The 25,361-nt window shown below is 61.4% G+C and carries 23 protein-coding genes, 2 tRNA genes, 1 other RNA gene and 1 pseudogene; 17 read left to right on the forward strand and 10 right to left on the reverse strand.

Annotated features, from left to right (window positions below; all coding sequences use genetic code 11):
- Window positions 1-92 precede the first annotated feature (92 nt).
- On the reverse strand, window positions 93-1,085 hold the full coding sequence (locus tag JJJ17_RS04030) for an NADPH:quinone oxidoreductase family protein (RefSeq protein WP_234463858.1): 993 nt from the start codon (window positions 1,083-1,085) through the stop codon (window positions 93-95).
- A 154-nt stretch (window positions 1,086-1,239) separates the two neighbouring features.
- On the opposite strand from JJJ17_RS04030, the gene JJJ17_RS04035 reads away from it, so the two are divergent.
- The 5 genes from JJJ17_RS04035 (at window position 1,240) to JJJ17_RS04055 (ending at window position 5,902) form a co-directional block, all read left to right on the forward strand.
- Window positions 1,240-1,599, forward strand: coding sequence for a helix-turn-helix domain-containing protein (locus JJJ17_RS04035; protein ID WP_200683955.1), 360 nt, complete (start codon window positions 1,240-1,242; stop codon window positions 1,597-1,599).
- A 174-nt stretch (window positions 1,600-1,773) separates the two neighbouring features.
- On the forward strand, window positions 1,774-2,559 hold the full coding sequence (hisN, locus tag JJJ17_RS04040) for a histidinol-phosphatase (protein ID WP_200683957.1): 786 nt from the start codon (window positions 1,774-1,776) through the stop codon (window positions 2,557-2,559).
- 45 nt (window positions 2,560-2,604) lie between these two features.
- Complete coding sequence (gene mgtE, locus JJJ17_RS04045; protein ID WP_200683959.1) at window positions 2,605-4,014, forward strand: magnesium transporter; 1,410 nt, start codon at window positions 2,605-2,607, stop codon at window positions 4,012-4,014.
- Window positions 4,011-4,556 carry a 5-formyltetrahydrofolate cyclo-ligase gene (locus tag JJJ17_RS04050; protein WP_200683961.1) on the forward strand — a complete coding sequence of 182 codons (546 nt, stop codon included), beginning with the start codon at window positions 4,011-4,013 and terminating at the stop codon, window positions 4,554-4,556. The genes mgtE and JJJ17_RS04050 overlap by 4 nt, the downstream gene beginning before the upstream one ends.
- Before the next feature lie 884 nt (window positions 4,557-5,440).
- Window positions 5,441-5,902, forward strand: a complete 462-nt coding sequence (locus JJJ17_RS04055) for a hypothetical protein (protein WP_200683963.1) — start codon at window positions 5,441-5,443, stop codon at window positions 5,900-5,902.
- Between the two features lie 86 nt (window positions 5,903-5,988).
- Here JJJ17_RS04055 and JJJ17_RS04060 read toward each other — a convergent pair whose 3' ends face one another.
- Both JJJ17_RS04060 and JJJ17_RS04065 read right to left on the reverse strand, forming a co-directional pair.
- Window positions 5,989-6,369 carry a DUF6525 family protein gene (locus JJJ17_RS04060; protein WP_325168760.1) on the reverse strand — a complete coding sequence of 127 codons (381 nt, stop codon included), beginning with the start codon at window positions 6,367-6,369 and terminating at the stop codon, window positions 5,989-5,991.
- Complete coding sequence (locus tag JJJ17_RS04065; RefSeq protein ID WP_234463860.1) at window positions 6,269-7,486, reverse strand: GTP-binding protein; 1,218 nt, start codon at window positions 7,484-7,486, stop codon at window positions 6,269-6,271. The genes JJJ17_RS04060 and JJJ17_RS04065 overlap by 101 nt, the downstream gene beginning before the upstream one ends.
- 121 nt (window positions 7,487-7,607) lie before the next feature.
- Here JJJ17_RS04065 and JJJ17_RS04070 point away from each other — a divergent pair, with 121 nt between their 5' ends.
- The 3 genes from JJJ17_RS04070 (at window position 7,608) to JJJ17_RS04080 (ending at window position 10,496) form a co-directional block, all read left to right on the forward strand.
- Window positions 7,608-9,464, forward strand: a complete 1,857-nt coding sequence (locus JJJ17_RS04070) for an ABC-F family ATP-binding cassette domain-containing protein (protein WP_200683966.1) — start codon at window positions 7,608-7,610, stop codon at window positions 9,462-9,464.
- 113 nt (window positions 9,465-9,577) lie between these two features.
- Complete coding sequence (locus JJJ17_RS04075) at window positions 9,578-10,321, forward strand: MipA/OmpV family protein (RefSeq protein WP_200683967.1); 744 nt, start codon at window positions 9,578-9,580, stop codon at window positions 10,319-10,321.
- A gap of 98 nt (window positions 10,322-10,419) precedes the next feature.
- Window positions 10,420-10,496, forward strand: a tRNA-Arg gene (locus JJJ17_RS04080).
- A gap of 32 nt (window positions 10,497-10,528) precedes the next feature.
- Here JJJ17_RS04080 and JJJ17_RS20680 read toward each other — a convergent pair.
- The 4 genes and pseudogenes from JJJ17_RS20680 to JJJ17_RS04100 form a co-directional block, all read right to left on the reverse strand.
- Window positions 10,529-10,792: pseudogene (locus JJJ17_RS20680) on the reverse strand (tyrosine-type recombinase/integrase); the annotation flags it as partial.
- A gap of 285 nt (window positions 10,793-11,077) precedes the next feature.
- Complete coding sequence (locus tag JJJ17_RS04090; protein ID WP_200683968.1) at window positions 11,078-12,394, reverse strand: RtcB family protein; 1,317 nt, start codon at window positions 12,392-12,394, stop codon at window positions 11,078-11,080.
- Window positions 12,391-12,660 (reverse strand): hypothetical protein, encoded by a 270-nt coding sequence (locus tag JJJ17_RS04095; RefSeq protein ID WP_200683969.1) that lies wholly within the window; start codon window positions 12,658-12,660, stop codon window positions 12,391-12,393. The genes JJJ17_RS04090 and JJJ17_RS04095 overlap by 4 nt, the downstream gene beginning before the upstream one ends.
- 291 nt (window positions 12,661-12,951) lie before the next feature.
- Window positions 12,952-13,026 (reverse strand) — tRNA-Glu (locus JJJ17_RS04100).
- 210 nt (window positions 13,027-13,236) lie between these two features.
- Here JJJ17_RS04100 and gatC point away from each other — a divergent pair.
- The 7 genes from gatC to rpmG all read left to right on the forward strand — a co-directional run bounded on the left by gatC (window position 13,237) and on the right by rpmG (window position 18,738).
- Window positions 13,237-13,524 (forward strand): Asp-tRNA(Asn)/Glu-tRNA(Gln) amidotransferase subunit GatC, encoded by a 288-nt coding sequence (gene gatC, locus JJJ17_RS04105; RefSeq protein WP_200683970.1) that lies wholly within the window; start codon window positions 13,237-13,239, stop codon window positions 13,522-13,524.
- Window positions 13,521-15,005 carry an Asp-tRNA(Asn)/Glu-tRNA(Gln) amidotransferase subunit GatA gene (gene gatA / locus JJJ17_RS04110; RefSeq protein ID WP_200683971.1) on the forward strand — a complete coding sequence of 495 codons (1,485 nt, stop codon included), beginning with the start codon at window positions 13,521-13,523 and terminating at the stop codon, window positions 15,003-15,005. The genes gatC and gatA overlap by 4 nt, the downstream gene beginning before the upstream one ends.
- A 32-nt stretch (window positions 15,006-15,037) precedes the next feature.
- Complete coding sequence (locus tag JJJ17_RS04115; protein ID WP_200683972.1) at window positions 15,038-15,448, forward strand: hypothetical protein; 411 nt, start codon at window positions 15,038-15,040, stop codon at window positions 15,446-15,448.
- Window positions 15,449-15,575: 127 nt separating this feature from the next.
- Window positions 15,576-16,244 carry an N-acetylmuramoyl-L-alanine amidase gene (locus JJJ17_RS04120; RefSeq protein ID WP_200683974.1) on the forward strand — a complete coding sequence of 223 codons (669 nt, stop codon included), beginning with the start codon at window positions 15,576-15,578 and terminating at the stop codon, window positions 16,242-16,244.
- A 130-nt stretch (window positions 16,245-16,374) separates the two neighbouring features.
- Entirely contained in the window at window positions 16,375-17,976 is a 1,602-nt protein-coding gene (locus JJJ17_RS04125) for a glucan biosynthesis protein (RefSeq protein ID WP_200683976.1), read from the forward strand.
- Window positions 17,977-18,046: 70 nt separating this feature from the next.
- An RNA gene (rnpB, locus tag JJJ17_RS04130) (RNase P RNA component class A) lies at window positions 18,047-18,435 on the forward strand.
- Between the two features lie 135 nt (window positions 18,436-18,570).
- The gene (gene rpmG / locus JJJ17_RS04135) at window positions 18,571-18,738 is read left to right on the forward strand and encodes a 50S ribosomal protein L33 (RefSeq protein WP_200683978.1); all 168 of its coding nucleotides are present in this window, start codon (window positions 18,571-18,573) and stop codon (window positions 18,736-18,738) included.
- Between the two features lie 142 nt (window positions 18,739-18,880).
- On the opposite strand, the gene gshB is transcribed toward rpmG, so the two are convergent.
- The 3 genes from gshB to rsmI are packed head-to-tail and all read right to left on the reverse strand — an operon-like array spanning window position 18,881 to window position 21,262.
- Window positions 18,881-19,834, reverse strand: a complete 954-nt coding sequence (gshB, locus tag JJJ17_RS04140) for a glutathione synthase (RefSeq protein WP_200683980.1) — start codon at window positions 19,832-19,834, stop codon at window positions 18,881-18,883.
- Window positions 19,835-19,891: 57 nt separating this feature from the next.
- Complete coding sequence (locus JJJ17_RS04145; protein ID WP_200683982.1) at window positions 19,892-20,338, reverse strand: YraN family protein; 447 nt, start codon at window positions 20,336-20,338, stop codon at window positions 19,892-19,894.
- 24 nt (window positions 20,339-20,362) lie between these two features.
- The gene (gene rsmI, locus JJJ17_RS04150) at window positions 20,363-21,262 is read right to left on the reverse strand and encodes a 16S rRNA (cytidine(1402)-2'-O)-methyltransferase (protein WP_200683984.1); all 900 of its coding nucleotides are present in this window, start codon (window positions 21,260-21,262) and stop codon (window positions 20,363-20,365) included.
- Window positions 21,263-21,363: 101 nt separating this feature from the next.
- On the opposite strand from rsmI, the gene JJJ17_RS04155 reads away from it, so the two are divergent.
- Together JJJ17_RS04155 and JJJ17_RS04160 are read left to right on the forward strand one after the other, a co-directional pair.
- Window positions 21,364-22,572: a penicillin-binding protein activator gene (locus JJJ17_RS04155; RefSeq protein WP_200683986.1), complete on the forward strand. Its 1,209-nt coding sequence runs from the start codon at window positions 21,364-21,366 to the stop codon at window positions 22,570-22,572.
- Window positions 22,573-22,598: 26 nt separating this feature from the next.
- Complete coding sequence (locus JJJ17_RS04160; protein ID WP_200684795.1) at window positions 22,599-25,358, forward strand: [protein-PII] uridylyltransferase; 2,760 nt, start codon at window positions 22,599-22,601, stop codon at window positions 25,356-25,358.
- Window positions 25,359-25,361: the final 3 nt, after the last annotated feature.

Genomic DNA, 25,361 nt, shown 5'->3' on the forward strand with positions numbered 1-25,361 from the left:
CCTCTGCGGTATCGGCCAATGCCGACTTATCCGACAATATTGGCAGGTTGACCCGTTTTTTCAATCCTGAAGGCGCGTCAAATGCGCGCAGATCACAGGGATATCACGATCTTTCCGACAGATGATCTTTCTCGCAGCATTGCAAAGCCCTTTGCGATCTCTGCCAGCGGCAGAACCTCACCTGTTACCGGCTGCAATTGCCGCGCCTGAAACATGGCAAAAAGCTGGTTCAGGCTGTCCAGACGCGCTTTGGGGTCAAGCTGGCCGTAGCCGCCCCAGTAAAGACCATGGATCGCAATATTCTTCACCAGCGCATGATTTAACGGCAGAGCAGGGGGCTTGCCCCCCGCGAAGCCGATGACCAGATAGCGCCCGCCGGGTTTCAAGGCACGAAACGCCGCCTCGCCGGGGGCATCGCCGACCGCATCATAGACCACATCGACGCCACCCGCCTCGCGAAGTGCGGCGGTCAGGTTGTCACAGGTCGCGCTGTCGATCAGAAGGTCCGCACCCGCCTTCCGCACCACCTCCAGCCGATCCTGCCCGCGCGCCACACCGATCACCCTTGCGCCCATCGCATGACCAATCTCAACCGCGGTCAGCCCGACGCCGCCCGCAGCGCCAAGCACCAGCAGCGTTTCACCCGCCCGAAGTCCGGCGCGAAGGGTCAGTGCAAGATGGCTGGTGCCATAGGCGATCTGGAAACCTGCGGCTTCCTGATAGCTCATCGAGTCCGGGATTTTCACGCAGGCATCGGCAGGCACCGCCAGCATCTGCGACATGCTTCCCTGTGCAAGGACAGCAACACGGTCACCCGGATGCAAGTCGCTGTTCTCGGGCGCGGTCACAACCTCTCCGGCGCCTTCAAGACCGATCACGAAGGGCCAGTCGGCGCGTTCCTGATATTGTCCGCGCGCTTTCAGCAGATCGGCGAAATTCAATGCGGCGGCATGCATTCGCAGAATAACCTCACCGGGTTGAGGAATTGGTGCGGCGACCTCACGGATAACCGGATTTCCGCCCGTCTCATCAATGAAAGCAGCGCTGATTCGTGAGTCAATAAAAGCCGGAGAAGTGGTGTTCAAAGGCTCAATCCTTACAGCTGACGAAAAATTTTCTGCACGTAACGCATAAAAGAACCTGTCTTTTTGGTCAGAAAGTAGTTCGTTAACTACGTTAACACTCGAAAATTGAGGTTGGTTAAGCTAGTGCCAGCATAGATTGAGCGAGGTTTTGACGATGAAGCACGGTGTAGATGTTCATGTTGGTAAGCGTATCCGCCATCGTCGCTGGATGATCGGAATGACACAGCAGCAATTGGCTGACAAGGTCGGGATCAAATTCCAGCAGATTCAAAAATACGAAACCGGAATGAATCGCGTATCTGCGTCGCGTCTGTGGGATATTGCACAGGCAGTGGACGTTCCTGTCAGTTTCTTTTTCGAAGGACTGAGCGAGGGTGATATCGCCGACCATGTCGAGGGGGATATCCTCGCCGACAAGGAAGCGTTGCAACTGGTTCGCGCCTATTATGCGATGCCGGTCGCGCAGCGGCGCCAGATTTTTGAACTGGCGCGCGTCTTGTCGGACGCTGCCTGAGGTTTGCGGGAAACCGGACAGTGCAGGGTGCTGCAGGTTGCGGCACCCCCTGAACGGATGTTTGCCTGGCATTCGGGCCCGTTGGTCTGATCGCCGCGCATTTTCGCAACTCAGACTGGCAGCCTGTGCCGGATCAGGCTAGTCCTTGCCGCAACGACAATTGCGGGGGCTGGTATGGACGACGCGCAGGATATCATCGCGACTGCACATGACATGGCCGACGCGGCACGCGCGGCCATCCTGCCCCTTTTTCGCAGTGCGGGGCTGGCGGCAGACAACAAATATACGAAGGGTTTCGACCCCGTAACCGAGGCTGACCGTGCCGCCGAAAGGGCGATGCGCGAAGTGCTTGCCGAACGACGGCCGAATGACAGCATTCTGGGCGAGGAATATGGCCGCACGGAAGGTTCCAGCGGCCTGACCTGGATTCTGGACCCTATCGACGGCACCCGCGCTTTCATCTGCGGGGCGCCCAGTTGGGGTGTGCTGATCGGGCTCTCGGATGGCAGCGACATCATCTACGGGATCATCGATCAGCCCTATATCGGCGAACGGTTCGAGGGCGGGCTGGGCGTGTCCCGGCTGGTCTCGGCGGCTGGCGAACGGCCTCTGGCGGTGCGGCAGGGCGTCGATTTGGCGAATGCGACGCTGATGACCACCTTCCCCGAGGTCGGAACCGAGGCCGAGGCTGCCGCCTTCAAGCGCGTCTCGCAGCAGGTGCGGCTGACGCGATATGGGCTGGACTGTTATGCCTATGCGTTATTGGCGCTTGGGCAGATCGATCTGGTGATCGAGGCGGGGCTGCAATCCTATGACATCGCCGGACCGATGGCGGTGGTGCAGGCTGCGGGCGGGATCGTCACCGATTGGCAGGGCGGGCCGGTGCTGGAGGGCGGGCAGGTTGTCGCCGCCGCGTCACCTTTGCTGCATAAAGCTGCGCTGGAACTGTTGAACGGCTAAGCCCGGTTTGGCGTTTCCCACTGAAGACCCCTGCAGGAGCTAGGCATGACCGACGACAGCCCGACCCCGGAAGAGCAGGTTGCCGAAAAGCAGACCGAGCGCGACGAGGATGAATTCACCCCCCGCCGCGAATTACGTCAGCAGATCAACGAGGCGATCGACAACGAGGACCCCGAGAGGCTGAACCAGCTTCTCGAGCCGATGCATGCTGCCGACATCGCCGATATCATCGAACATCTTGTTCCGGCCAAGCGGCGGATCTTCATCGGCCTCTATGGCGGAGAGATCGACGGCGAAATCCTGTCCGAGATCGATGAATCGATCCGGGACGAGGTCGTAGAACAGCTTCCCCGCGACGTTCTGGCCGAAGCCGTCCGCGAGATGGACAGCGACGATGTCGTTGACCTTATCGAGGATATGGATGAGCCCGAGCGCGAGGAAATCCTTGCCGCTCTGGATGCGGGCGACCGGGCGGCGGTGCAGCAATCGCTGGCCTATCCCGAATATTCGGCCGGTCGTCTGATGCAATCCGAGGTGGTGACTGCGCCCGAACACTGGACCGCTGGCGAGGCGATCGACTTTCTGCGGCGCGAGGATTGGCTACCCGAGCAGTTCTATCACATCGTCCTTGTCGATCCGCGCCGCCATCCGGTCGGTTATGTGACGCTTGGCCGCCTTCTGGCCGCCAAGCGCAGCACGCCGATGCGCGAGCTGGAAGAGGACAGCTTTCGCACCATCAGCGCCTATGCCGATGAGGGCGACGTGGCCTATGCGTTCAATCAGTATCACCTGATCTCGGCGCCGGTCGTGGATGCCGACGACCGGCTGGTCGGGGTCATCACCATCGACGACGCGATGGCCGTGCTGGACGAAGAGCATGAAGAGGACATTCTGCGCCTTGCCGGTGTCGGCGATGAATCGAGCCTGACCGACACGGTGCCGCAAACGGTCCGTCAGCGGGTGCCATGGCTTGCCACGAATATTCTGACGGCTTTGGCGGCGGCCTCGGTCATCGGGTTGTTCGAGGGTTCCATCGCGCAGCTTGTGGCACTGGCGGTGCTGATGCCCATCGTCGCCTCGATGGGCGGCAATGCCGGAACACAGACGCTGACCGTCGCCGTGCGCGGTTTGGCAACGAAGGATCTGACCGTGGATAACTCGATGAGGGTGATCCGGCGTGAGGCGCTGGTGGGCCTTTTGAACGGCACCATCTTCGGGCTGGCGGTCGGGGCGGTGACCTATTTCTGGTTCGGGAATTTCGCCCTTGGCGCGGTGATCGGCTTTGCGATGATCATCAACCTTTTCGTTGCCGCTTTGGCCGGGATATTGGTGCCGCTGGCTCTGGACAAGCTGGGTGCCGATCCGGCGCTGGCCTCGCCCACCTTCGTGACGACGGTGACCGATGTGGTCGGTTTCTTCGCCTTCCTTGGCCTTGCGACGGTGGTGCTGCTGTGAGCGCCGCTGAAAAGAAGGCGCTGCGCGCCGAGGCGATGGCCGCCCGCCAGCAAGGCGGCGATCAGCAGGCGCTGACGGCGTTGCTGATCGAGGCGCTTCGACCGTATCGCGGCAAGGTGCTGGCTGGATATTGGCCAATGAGGGGCGAGGCGGACCCGCTGCCCGCGATCAAGGCACATGATGGCCCGATCTGCCTGCCGGTGGTTTTGGCCAAGGCGACACCGTTGATCTTTCGCGAATGGGACGGCGGCGCGCTGCATCCCGGTGCCTATGGCACATCGCAACCCGCCGAATCGGCGCGGGTTCTGGTGCCGGATGTGCTGATCGTGCCACTTGCCGGGTTCGATAGGGCGGGGAACCGATTAGGTTATGGCGGCGGCTTCTATGACCGCACGTTGCAATTATTACGCGAATCGGGGCAGGTCCATGCAATCGGACTGGCCTTCGCGGCGCAGGAATTGCCGCTCATTCCGGCAGAGCCGTTCGATCAGCCACTGGACCGGATCGTGACCGACCGGGGTGTCCTCGAAATTTCGCACTGAATCTGCGATTTGTGGCCGAAGGGCTGAGGCTGTGTGCAGGCACGGGATAGCTTCGGGATAAGCCTGTGGAAAAAATCTGAACAGATCGTCGCAGCGGATTATTATCCTTGGAAGAAATTCATGTTTTCGCGCGGTGGACGTGTTTCTGCACCCTCACTGTGAACACATTCCAACGCGGCGTGTCGGGCGCTCTGTCAATGAGAAACCGGATCTTTGTCATATAAAATTTAGGTTGAAAACTGAGCGCGATCCCGGCACCTTGTGGCTCATGGCAATGGAACCGCAAGATGTAGTGGCGGGTGATCCGAACTCTACCAGTCCCTTGTCATTATTGACGACCTTTACCTGTCAGACGGGCCACCGTCTGCGGCTTGGCGGACTCTGCGCCGACCGTGGGCAAACCCGTGCAGGCAAGGGCGAGGGACGGTGATTGCAGGGGGACAAGCTGGCATGAAGATCGAGCGTCGCTTCACAACCGGGAAAACGGGAACCTACGGCGACATCCCCTTCATCACTACCTCGAATGACCGGGCATAGGACGGAGCAACATTCGATATTCCGTTGTTGGGTTCCGTGCGATTCAAGAACATCGCGATTTTGGCCAGAGTCATGAATGGCAGCGAAGCGCTGTAAATTGAACGATGCCCAGCCGGCGACAAAGACTGGAAGATGGAACCGGTGAGATTGACTGCGTTCTTGCATTTCAGATGGGGCGGACGATTCACGTGCAGGTAGCCTCCGGCAGGTCCGGGAGGGTCTGTATTCTATCGCCCTCGAACCACCGGAAGCGATGACCAAGCAGCATCATCGTCATGTCGGTTGTGGCGACTATGTTCGTCAGTATGCTGTCGGGCGGGTAGATCGACCCATAGAAGGATCTTGAGATGCGCCGCCTTTCCCCGGACCGGATCGATCTTCGGACCATCTTCACGTCCGGAAAAAGGCTCACCCAGCCAGAGCTCAGACGCTGGAACATGATATTCCGGTCAGGCTGGGCAAGGGCCTTGCTGTCCCCATCCACCAAATCAATTGCAAAAGCCGCCAATATTTCACGGCAATCGGCCCTCGGACTTGTCCTCATCCTTGCAGCTTGCGGAAAGGATGCCGTCGAAGGAACCTATCACACAGATGATGGAGAGGGTAGCAGCGCAACGATGATCCTTGAGGACGGCAATGTGCAGTTCTGGCAAGGAGATACAGCGCTGCCACCGATGATTGGGAGCTATCGGCTTGATGACGACGGGCAGGTTATTCTGACACTGGGCGATCAGGTCCTTACGCTCACATTGAACGGCGAATGCCTGCATCCCTCAGACGATCCGTCTCAGACAATTTGCAAAACATAAGAGAGGCGCGCGTTTCGCCGCCCCGCTTGTCCTGATGCATTTCCAACGGCGGCAAGCGGCATTCACTTAACCAAGACCCGGCGGGGTTAGAACCCCGCCAGCATCTCCCGTTGCAACGCGCGGCACTGCGCCCGTTCGAGCGTGGCGATTGCCTCTTCCGCCGAAGCGCCTTTTGCGCGCGCCCTGTCCCACAATTTGCGGCAGGATGCCGGTGACCATGGCAGGGCGGCATGGGCAAGCCATAGCCGCAGCGGCGCAGGCAAAGCGTCATAGGCAGCCATGGGATCTGTCGTGCGCCGCCGACAGCGCTGCGCGGTCGCACCCAGATTGCCGGATCGCGGGAAGCGGCCTGCCATCATACACCCGTCACTGCGCGCTGTCCCAACGCGGGAACGGATCGGCAAGGCGCCGCCACAAGGCCTGATCGGTGTTCTCTGCCTCCAACAGGCAGGCGTCCAACCGCGCATGGATCATGTCCTGATCCATCCCTGCGCCGATGAAGACCAGTTCTTGACGGCGGTCGCCATGCGGCTCGGCCCAGTGTTCGTTCAGATAGGCGATCCCCTGTTCATGTGCGGGCCAACGCTCGCGAGGGATCGAGGCCCACCAGCGGCCCAGAGGCCGGATGCTGGACAAGGCCCCCGCCAGCGAAAATTCGGCAACCCAGTCGGGCCGCGAGGCGATCCAGAAATGGCCCTTGGCACGGATCACCCCCGGCAGTTCGCCGTTCAGGACATCGTGGATCTTTTGCGGGTGAAAGGGCTGGCGCGCGCGATAGACGAAGGACGAGATGCCGTATTCCTCGGTCTCGGGGGTGTGGTCGGCAAATCCGTAAAGCTCTTTCGCCCAAAGCGGATGCTCATGCGCGCGGTCGAAATCAAACAGGCCGGTATTCAGGATATCGCGCGGGTCCAGCCGCGAATGATCGGTCTCGATGATCCGGGCATCGGCGTTCAGCGCGCGGATGATGTTGCGCGCGGCCTGCACGCGATCAGCTCCGGCATCGCCAACCTTGTTCAGCACCACCACATCGGCAAACTCGATCTGATCGGTCAGCAGATCGACCAATGTACGGTCGTCCCCTTCGCCCATCACCTCGCCACGATCGGCAAGGAAATCGTGGCTGGAGAAATCCTTGAGCAGGTTCACCGCATCAACGACGGTCACCATCGTGTCCAGCCGCGCGACCTGGGACAGGCTGACGCCCTCTTCATCGGCAAATTCGAAGGTCGTCGCGACAGGCAGCGGCTCTGACACGCCGGTGGATTCGATCAGCAGGTAATCGAAACGACCGCTTTCCGACAGGCTGCGAACCTCGGCCAGAAGATCCTCACGCAGGGTGCAGCAGATGCAGCCATTCGACATCTCGACCAGCGTTTCATCGGTGCGTGAAATGGTGCCCTCGGCTCGGACCAGATCGGCATCGATGTTCACTTCGGACATGTCATTGACGATGACCGCGACCTTCAGCCCCTGACGGTTGTTCAGCACATTGTTCAGAAGCGTGGTCTTTCCCGCCCCCAAAAATCCCGACAGCACGGTCACGGGCAAACGGTCGTCGTCATGTTTCATCAGGGCGTTCATCGGTCTTCCTTCAGCAGCTGGCTCGCGTGGGTAGCGTGACTAGTTATATTATAACATTACGCATCGCAACCGACATTTGAGGGGCATTGACGCCAGCCAGCGCATGGGCCATGCGGCGTGCATGCTGCGTATCGACGACATATCCTTTTCCATTCAGGGGCGGCCGCTGTTCGAGCAGGCCTCTGCAACGATTCCCGATGGCCACAAGGTCGGCCTTGTCGGCCCCAACGGCGCGGGCAAAACGACCCTGTTCCGCCTGATCAGGGGAGAGCTTGGGCTGGACGGCGGGGCGATCTCGCTGCCGTCGCGGGCGCGGATCGGGGGTGTCGCGCAAGAGGCACCGGGCACGGAGACTTCGGTGCTGGACACGGTTCTGGCCGAGGACAAGGAACGCGCCGCCTTGCTGGCCGAATCCGAGACCGCGACCGACGCGCACCGGATCGCCGACATTCAGACCCGGCTGGCCGATATCGACGCCTGGTCAGCCGAGGCGCGCGCAGCCTCGATCCTCGACGGCTTGGGCTTTTTGACCGAGGATCAGGCGCGTCCGACCAGCGACTTTTCGGGCGGCTGGCGGATGCGGGTGGCGCTGGCCGGGGTGCTGTTCGCGCAGCCCGATCTGTTGCTCTTGGACGAACCAACCAACTATCTGGACCTTGAAGGCGCGCTGTGGCTGGAAACCTATCTGGCCCGCTATCCTTATACGGTTATCATCATCAGTCACGACCGCGACCTGCTGAACCGCGCTGTCGGCCATATCCTGCATCTCGAAAACCGCAAGCTGACGCTTTACACCGGCGGCTATGACAGCTTCACCCGCATCCGCGCCGAAAAGCGCGCCTTGCAGGCCGCCGAGGCGAAAAAGCAGCAAGCCCGGCGCGAACATCTGCAAAGCTTCGTGGACCGTTTCCGCGCCAAGGCCAGCAAGGCCCGGCAGGCGCAGTCCCGCGTGAAGATGCTAGAGAAGATGCAGCCGATCACCGCCCCGGAAGAGGCGAAGTTCCACCGCTTTGGCTTCCCACAGCCGGAAGCCCTGTCGCCGCCGATCATCGCGATGGAGGATGTCGCCGTCGGCTATGACGGTCGGGCGGTTCTGCAACGGCTGGAGCTGCGCATCGATCAGGATGACCGGATCGCGCTCCTGGGCCGGAACGGTCAGGGCAAATCCACGCTGTCGAAACTGCTGGCCGAGCGTTTGCCGACGATGCAGGGCCGCATGGTCCGGTCGGGCAAGCTGCGGGTCGGCTATTTCGCCCAGCATCAGGTGGACGAGCTTGAACTGGACGAAACGCCGCTGGACCATATCCGCCGCCTTCGCCCGAACGAGGCTCCGCCACGTCTGCGCGCGCGCCTCGCCGGTTTCGGGCTGATGGAGGCGCAGGCAGGCACCAAGGTCGGGCAGTTGTCGGGCGGGCAAAAGGCGCGTTTGTCGCTGCTGATCGCCACCATCGACGCACCGCATATTCTGGTGCTGGACGAACCGACCAACCACCTCGACATCGAAAGCCGCGAGGCTTTGTCCGAGGCGCTGAACGACTATACCGGCGCGGTCGTGCTGGTCAGCCACGACATGCACCTGCTGGCGCTGGTGGCCGAGCGGCTTTGGCTGGTCAAGGACGGCGCCGTGTCAAGCTATGACGGCGATCTGGACGACTATCGCAGGTTTCTGCTGTCAGGCGATACCTCGCCAAAGGCGCAATCCACGGTTGAGACGGTTAAGCAGCCTGCCAAACGGGCCGGTCGCGACGAGATCCTCGCGCTCCGCGCCGAGGTTCGCAAGTCCGAAGATCGTATCCAGAAACTGACCGAGATGCTGGAAAAGCTGGATCTGAAGCTTGCCGATCCAAAGATTTATCAGGATTCGGTCGAGGCTGAAAAATGGGGCAAGAAACATGCCGAAGCCGTCTCGGCGATGACCCGGGCCGAGGTGTTGTGGATGCAGGCGCTGGAAAACCTTGATAAAGCCGAGGGCGGCTGACCTGTTGCGCAAATGTCCTGCTGTCGAAACAGTGACTTCCGCCGCCTTGTGCCGGTCACCGATTCGGCCCTAAAGCTCATTTCACCTGCTGCCCTCCCATTGGAAATCGTGCCATGAAAACTGCTCTGGTCGTCGCCCTTATTGCCGCATCGGCTGCCACCGGTGTCTCGGCTCAGGATTTCGGCTTTACCGGTCGCACATTCTCGGTGGATCTGGGCGCAGGCGCATCCTACGGCCCCGACTATCCCGGCTCCGACGATGGTGAGGCAAGCCCGTGGCTGATCTGGCGCAATGCCGGCTTTGACAGCGACGGCTCGACCGATCTGCAGGGCTTCGGCATCTCGCCCTCGTTCAACGTCGTGGGTGAGCGCGAAGCATCCGACAATGACGATCTGGCCGGAATGAAAGACATCAACGCAGCCTACGAGCTTGGCCTGAAGGTCAGCTACGGCGCAGGCCCGCTGACCGCCTTCGGCACCGTCCGCCGCGGCTTTGACGGCCATGAAGGCCTGACCGGCGAGCTTGGCGCGAAATACCGCACCGAACTGAGCGACCGCGTGACGTTGTGGTCCGGGGTCGAGTTGGGCTACGGCAACGGCGACTACACCAGCACCTATTTCGGCGTCACACCGGAAGAGGCGCGGGCGGGCCGCCCCGCTTATGACATCGGCGGTGGCTTCACCAGCGCGGCCATCAGCTTCGAGGCACGCTATGCCGTCACCGACACCATCGCCCTGCTGGGTGAGGTTCAGTATGGCAAGCTGATCGGCGACGCCGCGGATTCGCCGGTCGTGCAGGACAAGTATCAGCCTTCGCTGCGCGTCGGCATCGTCCGCAAGTTCTCGTTCGGGTTCTGATAGCGCCCTTTTACCCTTATCTTACGCGAACCAAACAAGGCCCGCGTAAGGCGTTTTCCCGTTGCACCGCCCCCCTGCTACGGCTATGCAACGCGCAGGCACCCGTAGCTCAGCTGGATAGAGCGCTGCCCTCCGAAGGCAGAGGCCAGGGGTTCGAATCCCTTCGGGTGCGCCATTTCTATTTTCCTGATTTGATTTAACGCGATTTTATCCTGAAATTATATCAGGGCCAATCGGTGATACATCGTTCCGCGTATGTTCTGACCCTGAAACCAGCCGCATCATTTCGGCGGCTCTGGTGTACTCCTCGACCTCTTGCAGCGTTTTGTGACCGCCCGATGTCATGATCGCGTGAGCGGTCCCGCCAGATTCGGCAATCGCTATCAGCCTCGATTTTCTGAGGCCGTGTGTCGTCCAAGACGAAAGCCCCGCATCCCGAGCCGCGTCAGCTATGATATTGGACAGCCCTTTATGGCTCCTGGCCTCCTTGCCGCGACTAGCGCGAAATGTCTCGCCTCCTCATAGGATAACGATAGCCGCGAGCATGTCTGACCGGTCTTTGTCTCAAGGAGCGGCGTAGGAGGGTAACCAACACTCAAGTGGCGCGGGCGCATGTTCGCGACCTTGACCAGCTGAGCCGCGCCTATTGCCCGTGTCGATGAAGATGATGACACAAGGACACGGGACGTCGGATGATCGCGATGAGGCTCTGAACGCGCTGCGAGATTCATTGACTGCCTCGCTCAACCGCGAGTTCTAGGCGCTGTCCTTCTTTCGCCATGGTGCTTCTTGCTCCCAGTCTCCAGCCATAATGCAGCCGTACGGCAAGACCTCATCCACAACCTCGGCTAGATCATATCTCTCGATCTGCCTGCGAACTTCGTCGGCGTTTTTATAGCCAGAAGGCAATTCAGTTGGATCAGGTATCCCGGAGAAAAATCTAGCATCGATCCCCGCTGTTTCGGCTATCAGGTCGCCCATCCCTCTGCGGCGGTGTTCCGACCGTGAAAAATTTCGACCTGCCCCATGCGGCGAAAAACCAAGTGCGGCGGGATTGTTTCTGCCACGAACGATAAGCACGGGCTGAGCCATGTTCAGCGGGATCAGCGTCAGTTCGGTCGCGTCATCAGCCCAACCATCAAAAGCCGGGGTTGCACCCTTGCCGTGATAGAATAGTCCGTCGGACTTTCGGAACACAAAGTTATGCTCATTCCAGAACCGATCTGAGGGAGTCCCGACCGCATCGTGAATTGCAGCATGATTGGCCTTCGTCCACGCCCGGATGATTTGCAAAGCTTCCCAGTAGTCCTCACCGTCTAGGGTATCGGCAGGAATCCAAGCGTTCCCTTTCAGTGTGTCCGGGGATAGTTTGCGCCGGTAGTTCTCCGCAATACGCATTCCAGACTTGTAGAGCTTTGCCCCAAATCCACGAGAGCCATGGTGTGTGACTAGGGCAGTCTCACCCGTGCTTTTCAGCGTTCCGACGAATGCGAAATGGTTACCGTCTCCTTGCGTGCCGAAGTGATGGTTGGCGATATCGAACAATGGCCGCGTCAAGGGATTCCCATCAACAAGTGCGGCAATCTCGGCTGGCATAGGCATGTCTTTTCGGCCGCCCGGACCGAAGTGGGTGGCGCTGTGAACCGTATCCAAAACTTCTGCTGGTGATTTTCCGGGGAATATAGAGATCGCGACCGAACAGCATATATCCGCAGAGTGCATGCCCGGATGAATGGCCTCCGACGAAATGACGCCACCGACAGGAATGGTGCCGACAGGTCCAGCCGGACAAGCATCTGGCATTGCTGCAGCCCCCCGAACGACTGGCGTGCGGATCAATTCCTGCATGGTGGTGCTGACGGCATCAAGATTGGCCTGTTCATCGTCATCTGTTGCATCAGCTAGAAGGCTGAAACTGCGACCATCAATCAGCATAAGAGCGGGTGTCGGTAGATGTTTTTCCAGCGTGGATCGGTCTAGCACGCCAGTTGCGTTGGCCTCGTCAAGCATTGCAGAGAAATATTGGCCGGGCTGAATACCGAGGTCGATCAGGTCTTTGCCAGTAAATTTCATCTTGTGCTGTCTTTCTGTGCAAGGGCGCGATCAGGCGCAGGCCGTTCCTCGGTCATGGTTATCATACCCTCGAACCACACTGCCAGCGATGATCCGTCGGCCCGCTCACAGGACAGGAACCAGTTCTTCTTGCTGAGCCGTTCCAGATGCGCGCTGCCTGTGGTGAATACCTCGTCCAGTTTGCCCTTGTCGTTGTAGGTCGCGCGCTCGGGCACCGTATCCACGATTATGTCAGTTTCGTCGCTGGATTCGATATTGAGGTTCACGGGACCGCTGCTGCATACCACGCGCTACACCATAATCCTCCACGCACTACACTATCACAAACATTAGCGAGCCCCGACTCGACTTGCTGATGCTGGAGCATCGAACTGGGAAATCGCTTCCTATCCGGCACACAGGGATACCAAAAAGGCCGACACCGACACGAAGAAGGAGAACCCCTCGAAATGGGCAGGTAGCAGGTTCGCCAAACTGCAAACCATGTCCAACCTCTGTGCTTTGCTGGACGCTAATGGGCGTTAAAGTAAGAAATAATAGCAATTTAGCGAAAGAAATGGCAGCCCGTAGGGGAGTCGAACCCCTCTTTCTAGGTTGAAAACCTAGCGTCCTAACCGATAGACGAACGGGCCATCAAGGCGACGCTGCCAGTGTTCCCGACGGCGTGGAGCGGTGTTTAGGGAAAGCCGCAGAAAGTCGCAAGGGGAATTTTGGCCTGCCGCAGAAAAAATCCAAAGCCCGCACCGGGGCCGGGATTTCAGCCGCTTTAGCCTCGCACGGGCAGCGCTTCTTGCAGGGGCGCGTCAGGGGTTGTAGACCCGCGCGGAACGAAAGGAAACTCCATGTCGATCACCGAAGACGAGGCCCGCAAAGTCGCCCATCTGGCCAGAATCGCAGTCGATGATTCCGCGCTGCCCGCTTTGGCCCGCGATCTCAGCGGCATTCTGGCATTCATGGAGCAACTGAACGAGGTCGATGTCGACGGAGTCGAGCCGATGACTGGCGTGGTTCCGATGCGGCTGAAGCGGCGCGAGGATGTCGTGACCACGGGCGGCATGCCCGAGAAAATTCTGGCCAATGCGCCCGACGCGCGTGAAGGCTTCTTTGCCGTGCCGAAGGTGGTGGAATGAGCGATCTGAACCGACTGACCATTGCCGAGGCCCGCGATGCGCTGGCCAAAGGCGAGACCACCTCTGCCGACCTGACCGAGGCCTGTCTGACCGCCATCGACGCCTCGGGCAAGCTGAATGCCTTTGTCCACCACACGCCCGACATGGCGCGGGGGATGGCGAAGGCCGCCGATCAGCGGATCAAGGCGGGCGATGCCGCGCCGATGACCGGGATTCCGGTCGGCATCAAGGATGTGTTCTGCGTGAAGGGCGTGCCCTCGCAGGCGGCCAGCCGGATTCTGGATGGCTTCCGGCCCGAATATGAATCGACCGTGACCCAGAACCTGTGGAACGCGGGCGCGGTGATGCTGGGCAAGCTTAATCAGGACGAATTCGCCATGGGTTCGGCGAATGAGAACAGCGTCTATGGCCCGGCGATCAACCCTTGGAAGGCGGCTGACGGGCGCGATCTGACGCCGGGCGGATCATCGGGCGGGTCGGCTGCTGCCGTGGCTGCCGATCTGTGCCTGGCGGCGACCGGGACCGATACCGGCGGCTCGATCCGTCAGCCTGCGGCCTTTACCGGGACGGTCGGGCTGAAGCCCAGCTATGGGCGGGTCAGCCGGTGGGGGGTGATCGCTTATGCGTCGAGCCTTGATCAGGCCGGGCCGATGACCAAGACGGTGCGCGATGCGGCGATCATGCTGGGCGCGATGGCCTCGGTCGATCCGCAGGATTCGACCAGCGCCGACAAGCCGGTACCGGATTACGAATCTCTGCTGACCGGCGATATTCGCGGCAAGAAGATCGGCATTCCGCGCGAATACCGGATCGACGGCCTGCCCGAGGAAATCGCGGCTCTGTGGCAGAAGGGCGCCGATATGCTGCGCGATGCCGGGGCCGAGATCGTCGATATCAGCCTGCCGCATACTAAATACGCGCTGCCCGCCTATTACGTGATCGCCCCTGCCGAGGCGTCCTCGAACCTCGCCCGTTACGACGGCGTCCGCTATGGCCGCCGGGCGAAGCTGGGGCAGGGGGATGGCATCGTCGAGATGTATGAAAAGACCCGCGCCGAAGGCTTTGGCCCCGAGGTGCAGCGCCGGGTGATGATCGGCACCTATGTGCTGTCGGCGGGTTTCTATGACGCCTATTACAACCGCGCCCGCAAGGTCCGCACGCTGATCAAGCGCGATTTCGAATGCGCCTTTGCCGATGGGGTCGATGCGATTCTGGCGCCGACCACGCCGTCCGCGGCTTTTGCGCTTGGTGCGTCGGACAATGCCGATCCGGTGCAGATGTATCTGAACGACGTGTTCACGGTGACGCTGAACCTTGTCGGATTGCCGGGGATTTCGGTGCCGGTGGGGCAGGACAAGAACGGCCTGCCGCTGGGCCTGCAATTGTTCGGGCGACCCTTTGATGAGGGAAATCTGCTCAATCAGGCGCTGGTTCTTGAGAAGGCAGCGGGGTTTGTAGCCAAGCCCGGTCGCTGGTGGTAGGGTCCGCTTGACAGTGAAGTGATGGAGGCAGGATGCGCGGCTGGTTGGTGATTTCGGTGCTGGCGCTTGCCGGCTGTGGCGAGCATATGGGCTGGAACCCGAACTATCAGTTCGCGCCCACGCCTTACGGCGAATATCGGGCGACGCGCGAACAGGCGCTGGTCAGCAACACGGAATCGCCGGTGACGATACCGGTGGCGCTGCCGTCCCAGTCCTTCACGCCCGAGCAGATCGCCGGGCGGTCGCCGGTTCCGGTGCCCGCGACGATGGGCGTCAGAAAGCGCGTGGTGACGCAACCGGCACAACCTGCCGCGACCGTCACGCCAGCCGCACGGCCCGCCGCGACGGTCGTGCCTGTGCGCCGCCCGGCAGCCGGTCCGAACGCGCCGACACAGATCGTGCCGGATTCGATGTTGCTGATGCCGCCGCATCAACGGCCTTGAGCGAAAGACCGATCGACAATCAGAGCTTGGGGCATTGCTCGCCCTGTTGGGTGGGCAATGTCGGGCGGTGTGCTTCAGACACTTCGATCTTGGGCGAGCGCTTCACAGTCAAAGGCGCCTTGCTCTGATGCCTGATTTCCCAAGCCCCAACTTTGCCGACCGGCGCGGCCAGACCCCTGAACTGATCGTTTTGCACTATACCGGCATGGCCGATGCTGCCTCTGCCCGCACGCGCCTCTGCGATCCGACAGCCGAGGTCAGCGCCCATTGGCTGATCGATGAGCAGGGCGGGGCCGAGGCGCTGGTCCCTGAAGAGATGCGCGCATGGCATGCAGGCGCAGGCAGTTGGCAGGGGCGCGAGGACATCAATTCCCGCAGCATCGGTATCGAGATCGCCAATCCTGGTGACCGCCCCTTCACCGCCCGGCAGATGGATGCGCTGACCGATCTTCTGCGGCAGATCATGGTTCGCTGGCATATCGGCCCCGAAGCGGTGATCGGCCATTCCGACATGGCCCCCGGCCGCAAGATCGACCCCGGCCCGCATTTCGACTGGGCACGGCTGGCGCGCGAGGGGCTGGCGCTTGCCCCCTCTGATGGGGATGACCTGCCGATCACGGAAAGCCTTGACCAGATCGGCTATCCGGCTGCCGATCCCGAAACCCGGCTGGCGGCATTCCGGCTGCGCTGCAGGCCGTGGGCCTATGGCCCGGAAACCGAGGATGACCGTCGGGCAGCCGCCTCATTTGCCTCGAAAACGCGGCGGATGCGATCCGAAACAACTGAAACGTCATGAAAAAGGCAAAGAATCGTTCATTTGCCGGGTGACTATCGGCAAGGATCGGCCAATCGCCTTGCCAGCCCTTGTCAGCGCCAACATGGTCATCACGTATAGGCCGCAACCTCTGAACCGGAACGGGAATTTCATGCAAAACCACCAGCTTCACCGCCGCGCCCTCTTGCAGACCGCACTTGGCAGCGGTGCCTTTTTCCTGCTGCCGAAGCTGGCGCTGGCACAATCCGCCGACCCGGCCTCGGCGGAGCCTTTCTCGTTCGATATTCTGACCGATCTGGCCCGCGAACTGGCATCGCAGCCGTTCCAGCCGGCCGAGATCCCCGATGCGGCAGTGCTGGAAGAGGTCGATTACGACCGCCACAACTCGATCACCTTCAAGAAGGAAAACACCCTCTGGCGCGACCGTGAGGGGTCTTCGCAGGTGCAGATGTTCTTCCCCGGTCGTTATTTCAAAGAGCCGGTGCGGATCTTTCAGGTCGAGAACGGACAGGCGACCGAGGTTCCCTTCGATCTGGATCTCTTCGACATCCCGGATGACAATCCGGCGCATCAACTGACCCATACCAAGGGCTTTGCGGGCTTCCGCGTGCTGGACCCGGAAACCCAGCTTGACTGGATGGCCTTCCTCGGCGCGTCCTATTGGCGCACCTCGGGGTATACCGGGCAATTCGGCCTGTCGGTGCGCGGCCTTGCCATCGACACCGCGCTGCCCGAAGGCCCGGAAGAGTTTCCGCGCTTCTCGCGCTTCTGGCTGGAACCGGGCGAGAATGGCGACATGACCGCCTATGCGCTGATGGAAAGCGCCAGCGTGACCGGCGCCTATCGGATCGTCTCGCATCGCGACAACGGCGTCATTCAGGACGTGACCGCCCGTGTCTTTACCCGCGCCGATGTTCAGCGGATCGGCTTTGCGCCGCTGACCTCGATGTATTGGTATGGCAAGACCAACCCCCATATCGCGCCCGACTGGCGCCCCGAGATCCACGATTCGGACGGGCTGCAGATCCTGAGCGGCAATGGTGAAAGCATCTGGCGGCCGCTGAACAACCCGCCCTACACGATGGTGAACAGCTTCGCTTCGCCCTCGGTCAAGGGGTTCGGGCTGATGCAGCGTGAACGCGATTTCGACCAGTATCAGGATGACGGCGTCTTCTACGAACGCCGGGCCAGTGCATGGGTCGCGCCGCAGGGCGATTGGGGTGACGGTGCGGTCGTGCTGACCGAATTGCGCACAGATGACGAGATTCACGACAATATCGTGGCCTTCTGGCAACCCGCCGATCCGGCGACCGCGGGCAAGGACTTCGAACTCGACTACCGTCTGACATGGCTTGAGGACAGCCCCGAGCCGGTCACGACGGGTCGTTTCATCGGCATCCGGCTGGGGGCAGGTGGCGTGCCGGGCCAGCCCCGCCCCGAAGAAGTGGTGAAGGTCGTCTGCGATTTCGACGCAGCCGCGCTGAAAGGTCTTGGGCGCGAGGATGGTGTCACGCTGAACGTGAACACGTCGAAGGGCATCACCTTCAATGATGCCGTTTATCCGGTCGAAAGCCAGGATTACTGGCGGGCAATGTTCGATATCGACTTCGGCGATCTGACCGAGGATGAACGGAACAACCCGATTGATCTGCGTGTCTATGTCTCGCACGAGGATCAGGCCGTGACCGAGACGCTGATCCTTCAACTCTTCCCGCAGCAATTGCGCAGTGTGCTGGAAAGCAATCCCGGCTGAGACCCGGCGAAGTAGCCCTTGTCCCACACTCTATTGACGCGCCCGCTGCCTGCCGCCATATCGGGCGGGCGCGGAGGGCCGGATGACCGCGTGGCAAGGCAGTAATGCAATGCCGCGAGGAAAGTCCGGACTCCATGAGGCGACGGTGCCGGGTAACGCCCGGCGGGGGCAACCCCAGGGAAAGCGCCACAGAGAACAGACCGCCCCGGTCTGCCGGGGTAAGGGTGAAACGGTGGGGTAAGAGCCCACCGGGGGGCTGGCAACAGCGCCCGCATGGCAAGCCCCACCGGGAGCAATGCCGAATAGGGACCGCGCGCGAAGCAATTCGCAGGGCCGCCTTGCCCCAGCAGGTCCGGGTAGGCAGCTAGATCCGGTCGGCAACGGCCGGGCCAGAGGAATGGTCATCCGCCTTGAAGCAATTCAGGGTGACAGAATCCGGCTTACAGGCCCTCCGCGCAGATGGCCCGCATTATCGGGTGATTCCCGGTTGACTTCGCCGCTGGCGGCACTAAAAGGCGGGCTTCCAAACGAATTCCACGGGGTTTGCGGCCTGATACGGGTTAAGCGACTTGCCCCGCAGCAGGAGCGATAACCATGGCGAAGCCGACCACGATCAAGATCCGGCTGAACTCGACCGCCGGCACCGGCCACTTCTACGTGACCAAGAAGAATGCCCGCACCATGACCGAAAAAATGACCGCTCGTAAATACGATCCGGTCGTGCGTCAGCATGTCGAATACAAAGAAGGCAAGATCAAGTAATCTTGCCTCTGCGCGGCCATTGCCCGTCCCGCATGCGGTAACAGGGCAGACGCAAACCAATCCGTCAGTTCAGGGTGTCGCCGATCCGCGACGCCCTTTCTGCATTTACGCGACTGCGTTGACGGCGGGTTTGTAATGACGCCTAGCCGCGCCGCTCAGCCAACCGCTTCTCGATCGCGATCCAGATCGCCTCGGCGGCATTGATCCCGTCGAACCGCTCAAGCTCCTGAATCCCGGTGGGCGAGGTGACGTTGATCTCGGTCAGCCAGCCATCGATCACGTCGATTCCGGTGAAGATCAGCCCCTTCTCCTTCAGCACCGGAGCAAGCCGGGCACAGATCTCACGCTCGCGATCGGTCAACCCGACCTTCTCGGCCCGCCCGCCGACATGCATGTTCGACCGCGCCTCACCCTCTTGCGGGACGCGGTTGATCGCCCCAACGGGTTCGCCATCGACCAGAATGATCCGTTTGTCGCCCTTGACGATGGCTGGCAGGTATTTCTGCGCGATCATCGGTTCACGATTGATCCCGGCGAAGGTTTCCAGCAGCGCGGACAGGTTGGAATCGCCCGGCTTCAGATGAAACACACCCGCGCCGCCATTGCCGTAAAGCGGCTTCACGATGATCTCTCCATGCCGCGCCCGGAAGGCGCGGAACGCGGCGGGATCGCGGGCAATCATGGTCGGCGGCGTCAGATCGGGAAAATCCAGAACCATCAGTTTTTCGGGACAGTTCCGGACCCAGAACGGATCGTTGACGACCAGAGTCTGCGGATGGATTCGGTCCAGAAGATGCGTCGATGTAACATAGGCCATGTCGAACGGCGGATCCTGGCGCAGCCAGACTACATCGAAATCGGACAGATCAACCTCGGCCCATTCGCCGAAGGTCACATGATTTCCCTGTTCCCGCCGCAACTCGACTGACCGACCACGCGCAAGAACGCGCCCTTCGTCATAGCGAAGCTGATCGACCGTGTATTGGAACAGCCTGTGGCCGCGCACCTGCGCCTCCAGCCCGATCCGAAAGGTGCTGTCGGCGTTGATCGAAACATCTTCGATCGGGTCCATCTGCAAGGCGACATTCAGGCTCATCTGCTTCTCCTGACCGGGATGACCGCTTGTCACCCGTCAAAAGCGCGGATGCAAGAGTCAGCAGAAAGCGCCGCCAAACGCATTCTCCAGATGCTCGATCCGGCCAAGCGCATCTACGGTCAGCAGATCGAAGCGCATCTCTGTCGACTGACCACCGGGAAGCCTGCCACAATATTCCTGCGCGGCAAGACAGATGCGCCCTTGCTGCGCCGCGCTTAGCCGCAACGCAGCCTCTGCATGGGTCGCAGCCCGCTTCACTTCCACGAACACCACACAAGAACCCGCGCGGCAGATCATATCGATCTCACCCGCGGCCCCACGCCAACGCCTTTCGATCACGGTCAAACCGCTCTGCTGCAGGAACCGCGCAACACTGTCTTCCGCGAATTGTCCCGATAGATAGGCAAGCCGCCCGCGTTCTTGCCGTGCCCGGTCGATCGGGGGCGGACACACTTTCCGCGCCTGCCCAAAATCGAGCTGCAACAATTCCTGAACCGCGACCATCTGCACCTCTGACCGAACAGGCCATCACCCCCGCGAAAGATCGAGGGCAAGCTGATATACATCCCGCCGCGGCAGGCCGAATTCCTCGGCGACTTCGCGCGCGGCATCCTTCACGCTCATCCGGTCCAGACGCGTCTGCAACTGAAGCCGGATACCTTCTTCATCCATCTGCCTTGGACCGGCACGATCCAACAGCAGGACAACTTCGCCCTTCAGGTTAGCGATACGGGGATCGGCGACCAGATCGACGACCTTTCCCCGAATCACCTCTTCGAATTTCTTTGTCAGTTCCCGTGCTATTACTGTAAATCGATTCGCATCAATGTCGCACAACTCTTCCAATGTTTGATTAACGCGCCTTGGGCTTTCGAACATGATGATGGTCGCGTCGATCTCGGTCCACTGCCTCAGCCAGCTTGCCCGCGCGCCCTTGGCAGCAGGGGGGAAGCCCAGAAACAGGAATCGGTCGCTTGGCAGGCCTGAAACGGTCAGTGCGGCAAGAGGGGCCGAGGCGCCCGGAACGGCGTGGACGCGATATCCCTCTTCCACCGCTTCGCGCGCCAGCCGAAAGCCGGGATCCGCCACCAGCGGCGTGCCAGCGTCCGAGGCATAGGCGACACTGCCGCCCTCGGCTAGCGCCGCCATCAAAGCAGGGCGGGCGCGGTCGGCGTTGTGGTCGTGATAGGAAAGAATCCTGCGTCCGCGCAGTGGCACGCCGTGAATGTCCAGAAGATGCCGCAACACGCGGGTATCCTCGGCCGCCAACATGTCGGCGGTGTTCAGCACGTCGAGCGCGCGCAGCGTGATGTCGCGCGCCGTGCCGATCGGGGTCGCGACAAGATAGAGGCCGGGATCCAGCCTGCCATCGCCGATATGGGCTGCCAGCTTGCGCGGTCCTGCCGCTTCGCCGTGATCATCGCTCATCCTGGCCTCCCCGCCATTTCCGGCAGATTGCGAATCCGCATCGTTGCACATAGGCTGCGACCGATCGCTGATAAAATGTCATTACAGCAGGGAAGTTTCATATGTTTGCATCCGCTACAACCCGGCCCTCCGCGGGATTGCGCCGCGCGATTGGCCGGGCCGCCGCGATCCTGTCCGCCTTTGTCATCGCCGCCTGCGATCCGGTCGGCGGCACGCAGCAAGTCACCGGCGGCTCTACCGGCCCGCTGATCGAGCCGGGGCAGCCCGTTCGGGTCGCCTTGCTGGCGCCCGGTGGCAGCGGCTCGCAGGATCTCGAATGGCTGTCGCGCAGCCTGAAAAACGCCGCCCGCATGGCCGCGTCCGATGCGCAGGGCGCGACCATCGATCTGCGCATCTACGACACCGGCACCTCGACCGAGCAGGCGGTGGCGCAGGCCAATGCCGCCGCCGATGCCGGTGCGCAGATCATCCTTGGCCCGCTGTTCGCCGAAGGTGCCAACGCCGTCGGCAATGCCATGCAGCAGCGCAATATCAACGTGTTGTCCTTCTCGAACAACGCCGAGATTGCGGGCGGAAACGTGTTCATCCTTGGCAACAGCTTCGCCAATGTCGCCGACCGGCTGGTCAGCTACGGCGTCAGGAACGGCAAGCGCAACGTCTATCTGGTGGCCGAGAATGACGTGGCCGGTCAGATTGGCGCTCGCGCCATCCAGACGGCAATTTCGCGCAATGGTGCGCGTCTTGCGGGCCGCACCGATCACCCGGTCTCGGTCTCGGGGATTGATGCTGCCGCGCCGCAGATTGTCAGTGCCGCGCAAGCGGGCGGGATCGATGCCGTCTTCATGACGGCAAACAATCAGGCCGTGCTGCCCTATCTGACGCAAAAGCTGAACGAGGCAGGGGTCAATTCGCAGGTCACGCAGTTCATGGGCCTGACCCGTTGGGACCAGCCCTCTGCCCGGATGTCGATGCAGCAGCTTCAGAACGGTTGGTTCGCGCTTCCCGATCAGGGTCTGAAGTCGCAGTTCGACGCCCGCTACCGCGCCGCCCATGGCGAGCAGCCGCATGAACTGGCGGGCCTTGCCTATGATGGCGTGGCGGCAATCGCCTCGCTGGTTCGGGCGGGTAACCGCAATGCGCTGACGACGACCGGGCTGACGCAGCGCGCGGGTTTTGCCGGTGTCGGCGGCGTGTTCCGGCTGCGTCCGGACGGCACCTCGCAACGGGCGCTGGCCGTGGCTACGCTTCGTGGCAATCAGTTGGTCATCCTTGACCCGGCGCCGCGCGGATTTGGTGGGGCAGGTTACTGATCTTGCCTGACGATACCCGTAACCTCGTGAACCAAGGCGCCCCGGCATTGCCCGGGGCGCATGCCATCTTCGACCCTCAAACCTATCTGGTGACGCTGGATCAGGCACTGTCCGGCGTGACCGAGCCGCGCGCGATTCGCGCCCGCACCGTCGAATTGCTGACCGAGGCGCGGATCAGCGCCATGGCCGATATCGATGCCAGCTTCGCCAGCCATCCCCGTGCCGCCCGCGAAACCGTCCGCGCCATTGCCACGTTGACCGATGGCATCGTTACCGCCATTCACCATGTCGCGGTGAAGCATCTGCATCCGCAAAAATCCCTGTCCGAGAACGAGCGGCTGGCCGTGTTGGCCGTCGGCGGCTATGGCCGGGCCGAGATGGCTCCGCAATCCGATGTCGATCTGCTGTTCCTGACCCCGTGGAAAGTCACCCCCTGGATCGAAAGCGTCGTCGAATCGATGCTTTACATGCTGTGGGATCTGAAGCTGAAAATCGGGCACTCGATCCGCAGCGTCGATGAATGCCTGCGCCTTGGCGCGCAGGACATGACCATCCGCACCGCCCTTGTCGAACATCGCATCGTGACCGGCCATGCCCCCTTGGCCGAAGAACTGCGCGAGCGGCTGTGGACCGAGCTTTTCTCGAAATCTGTCCCCGAATTCATCGAGGCCAAGCTGGAAGAGCGTCGCCTGCGACACCAGCGGCAGGGCGGTCAGCGCTACGTGCTGGAGCCGAACGTGAAAGAGGGCAAGGGTGGCTTGCGCGATCTGCAGACGCTCTACTGGATCGCCAAATATATCCACCGCGTAGATCGCGCGGTCGAGTTGGTCGATCTGGGATTCTTCACGCGCGAGGAGCATCTGGCCTTCTGGCAGGCCGAAGATTTCCTTTGGGCGGTGCGCTGCCATCTGCATCTGATCGCGGGCCGTCCGGTCGATGTCCTGTCCTTCGACATGCAGGTCGAGGTGGCGCGGCGGATGGGCTACAAGGACAGCTCTGCCCGGCGCGGCGTCGAATATTTCATGCAGACTTATTTCCGCCATGCCACCCGCGTCGGCGAGTTGACCCGCGTCTTCCTGACTGCGCTAGAGGCGCGCCATGTCCGCAGCGCGCCCTTTCTTGGCCGCATTTTCCGCAGACGGCGCAAGCTGAAGGACGGGTTCACCGAACTGCATGGCCGTCTGGCGATCGAAAATGACGCCGAGTTTCTGAAAGACCCGCTGAACATCCTGCGCCTTTTCGAAGAGGCGTTGCGCACCGGCATCCTGATCCATTCCGACGCCATGCGCCTTGTCGCGTCCAATCTGGATTTGATCGACGATCACGTCCGATCTGACCCCGAAGCAGTGCGGATCTTCATGGATCTGCTGCTGAAACACGGTAATCCCGAACGCTCGCTGCGCCGGATGAATGAGCTTGGCGTGCTGAGCGCCTTCATCCCGGAATTCGAGCCGGTCGTGGCGATGATGCAGTTCAACCTCTATCATCATTACACGGTGGACGAGCACTCGATCCAATGTGTCACGGCACTGGCCGAGATTGAACGCGGCGAACATCCGGCTGATCTACCGCTGTCCAGTTCCATCATCGATGACGGCATCAACCGCCGCGTCCTTTATCTGGCGACGCTTCTGCACGATATCGGCAAGGGCCGCCCCGAGGATCACTCGATCTTGGGTGCCCGTCTGGCGCGGCGGGTGGCGACGCGGTTCGGCTTTGCGCAGGATGAGATCGAGACGGTCGAATGGCTGGTCAGGAACCATCTGCTGATGTCCGATGTGGCGCAGAAGCGTGACATTTCCGACCCGCGGACGCTGCGCGACTTTGCCAAGGCGGTAAAGACACGGAAGCGGCTGGACCTGCTTCTGGTGCTGACGGTCTGCGACATTCGCGGGGTCGGGCCGGGGACGTGGAACAACTGGAAGGCTGATCTGCTGCGCCGGTTGCACAAAGAAACCGCCATGGCGCTGGAAAGCGGGCTGGAAGAACTGAACCGCGACAAGCGGCAGAACGAGGCAAAGCGCGCTTTGCGTCACCTGCTGGTCGCCAAAGGCTGGGACGCGAAAGAGTTGCGGGCCGAGATGGCGCGTCACTACGACAATTTCTGGCCGGGCCTCCCGACCGCGACGCAGGGGGTCTTTGCCGAACTGCTGCGCGGTATCGGCCATGACGATATCCGCATCGATCTTCAGGCCGACCATGACCGCGATGCCACGCGCGCGGCCTTTGTTCTGGCCGACCATCCGGGCATCTTCTCGCGGCTTGCGGGGGCGCTGACGCTGACCGGGGCGAACGTGGTCGATGCCCGCACCTATACGACGCGCGACGGCTATGCCACGGCGGTCTTCTGGGTGCAGGACAGCGAAGGCCACCCCTTTTCCGAGGATCGCCTGCCCCGCCTGCGCCAGACCATCCTGCGCACCCTTGGCGGCGAGATCGTGGCGCGCGAGGCATTCGCCACCCGCGACAAGCCGAAAAAGCGCAACCGCGAGTTTCGCTTTCCCACTCATGTCACCTTCGACAACGAAGGCAGCGATATCTATACGATCATCGAGGTCGATACCCGCGACCGTCCGGGCCTGCTCTATGACCTGACCCGGACCTTGGCGGCCAACCATATCCAGATCGTGTCGGCAGTGATTGCCACCTTTGGCGCGCAGGTGGTTGACAGCTTCTATGTAAAGGACATGTTCGGGCTGAAATTGCACAGCGAGGCCAAACGCGACGCGCTTGAGAAAAAGTTGCGGCAGGCGATTGCTGACGGGGCGAAACGGGCAGAGGCTTAGAAG

Origin of the sequence: Paracoccus caeni (assembly GCF_016629665.1) — a bacterium.
Taxonomy (GTDB): Bacteria; Pseudomonadota; Alphaproteobacteria; order Rhodobacterales; family Rhodobacteraceae; genus Paracoccus; species Paracoccus caeni.

Coding starts and splice junctions, on each gene's coding strand:
- JJJ17_RS04035 (WP_200683955.1), top strand. CDS start 1,240: ATGAAGCACGGTGTAGATGTTCATGTTGGTAAGCGTATCCGCCATCGT.
- hisN (WP_200683957.1), top strand. CDS start 1,774: ATGGACGACGCGCAGGATATCATCGCGACTGCACATGACATGGCCGAC.
- mgtE (WP_200683959.1), top strand. CDS start 2,605: ATGACCGACGACAGCCCGACCCCGGAAGAGCAGGTTGCCGAAAAGCAG.
- JJJ17_RS04055 (WP_200683963.1), top strand. CDS start 5,441: ATGCGCCGCCTTTCCCCGGACCGGATCGATCTTCGGACCATCTTCACG.
- JJJ17_RS04060 (WP_325168760.1), bottom strand. CDS start 6,369: ATGCGCGGTTGGACGCCTGCCTGTTGGAGGCAGAGAACACCGATCAGG.
- JJJ17_RS04065 (WP_234463860.1), bottom strand. CDS start 7,486: ATGAACGCCCTGATGAAACATGACGACGACCGTTTGCCCGTGACCGTG.
- JJJ17_RS04070 (WP_200683966.1), top strand. CDS start 7,608: ATGCTGCGTATCGACGACATATCCTTTTCCATTCAGGGGCGGCCGCTG.
- JJJ17_RS04075 (WP_200683967.1), top strand. CDS start 9,578: ATGAAAACTGCTCTGGTCGTCGCCCTTATTGCCGCATCGGCTGCCACC.
- JJJ17_RS04090 (WP_200683968.1), bottom strand. CDS start 12,394: ATGAAATTTACTGGCAAAGACCTGATCGACCTCGGTATTCAGCCCGGC.
- gatC (WP_200683970.1), top strand. CDS start 13,237: ATGTCGATCACCGAAGACGAGGCCCGCAAAGTCGCCCATCTGGCCAGA.
- gatA (WP_200683971.1), top strand. CDS start 13,521: ATGAGCGATCTGAACCGACTGACCATTGCCGAGGCCCGCGATGCGCTG.
- JJJ17_RS04115 (WP_200683972.1), top strand. CDS start 15,038: ATGCGCGGCTGGTTGGTGATTTCGGTGCTGGCGCTTGCCGGCTGTGGC.
- JJJ17_RS04120 (WP_200683974.1), top strand. CDS start 15,576: ATGCCTGATTTCCCAAGCCCCAACTTTGCCGACCGGCGCGGCCAGACC.
- JJJ17_RS04125 (WP_200683976.1), top strand. CDS start 16,375: ATGCAAAACCACCAGCTTCACCGCCGCGCCCTCTTGCAGACCGCACTT.
- rpmG (WP_200683978.1), top strand. CDS start 18,571: ATGGCGAAGCCGACCACGATCAAGATCCGGCTGAACTCGACCGCCGGC.
- gshB (WP_200683980.1), bottom strand. CDS start 19,834: ATGAGCCTGAATGTCGCCTTGCAGATGGACCCGATCGAAGATGTTTCG.
- JJJ17_RS04145 (WP_200683982.1), bottom strand. CDS start 20,338: ATGGTCGCGGTTCAGGAATTGTTGCAGCTCGATTTTGGGCAGGCGCGG.
- rsmI (WP_200683984.1), bottom strand. CDS start 21,262: ATGAGCGATGATCACGGCGAAGCGGCAGGACCGCGCAAGCTGGCAGCC.
- JJJ17_RS04155 (WP_200683986.1), top strand. CDS start 21,364: ATGTTTGCATCCGCTACAACCCGGCCCTCCGCGGGATTGCGCCGCGCG.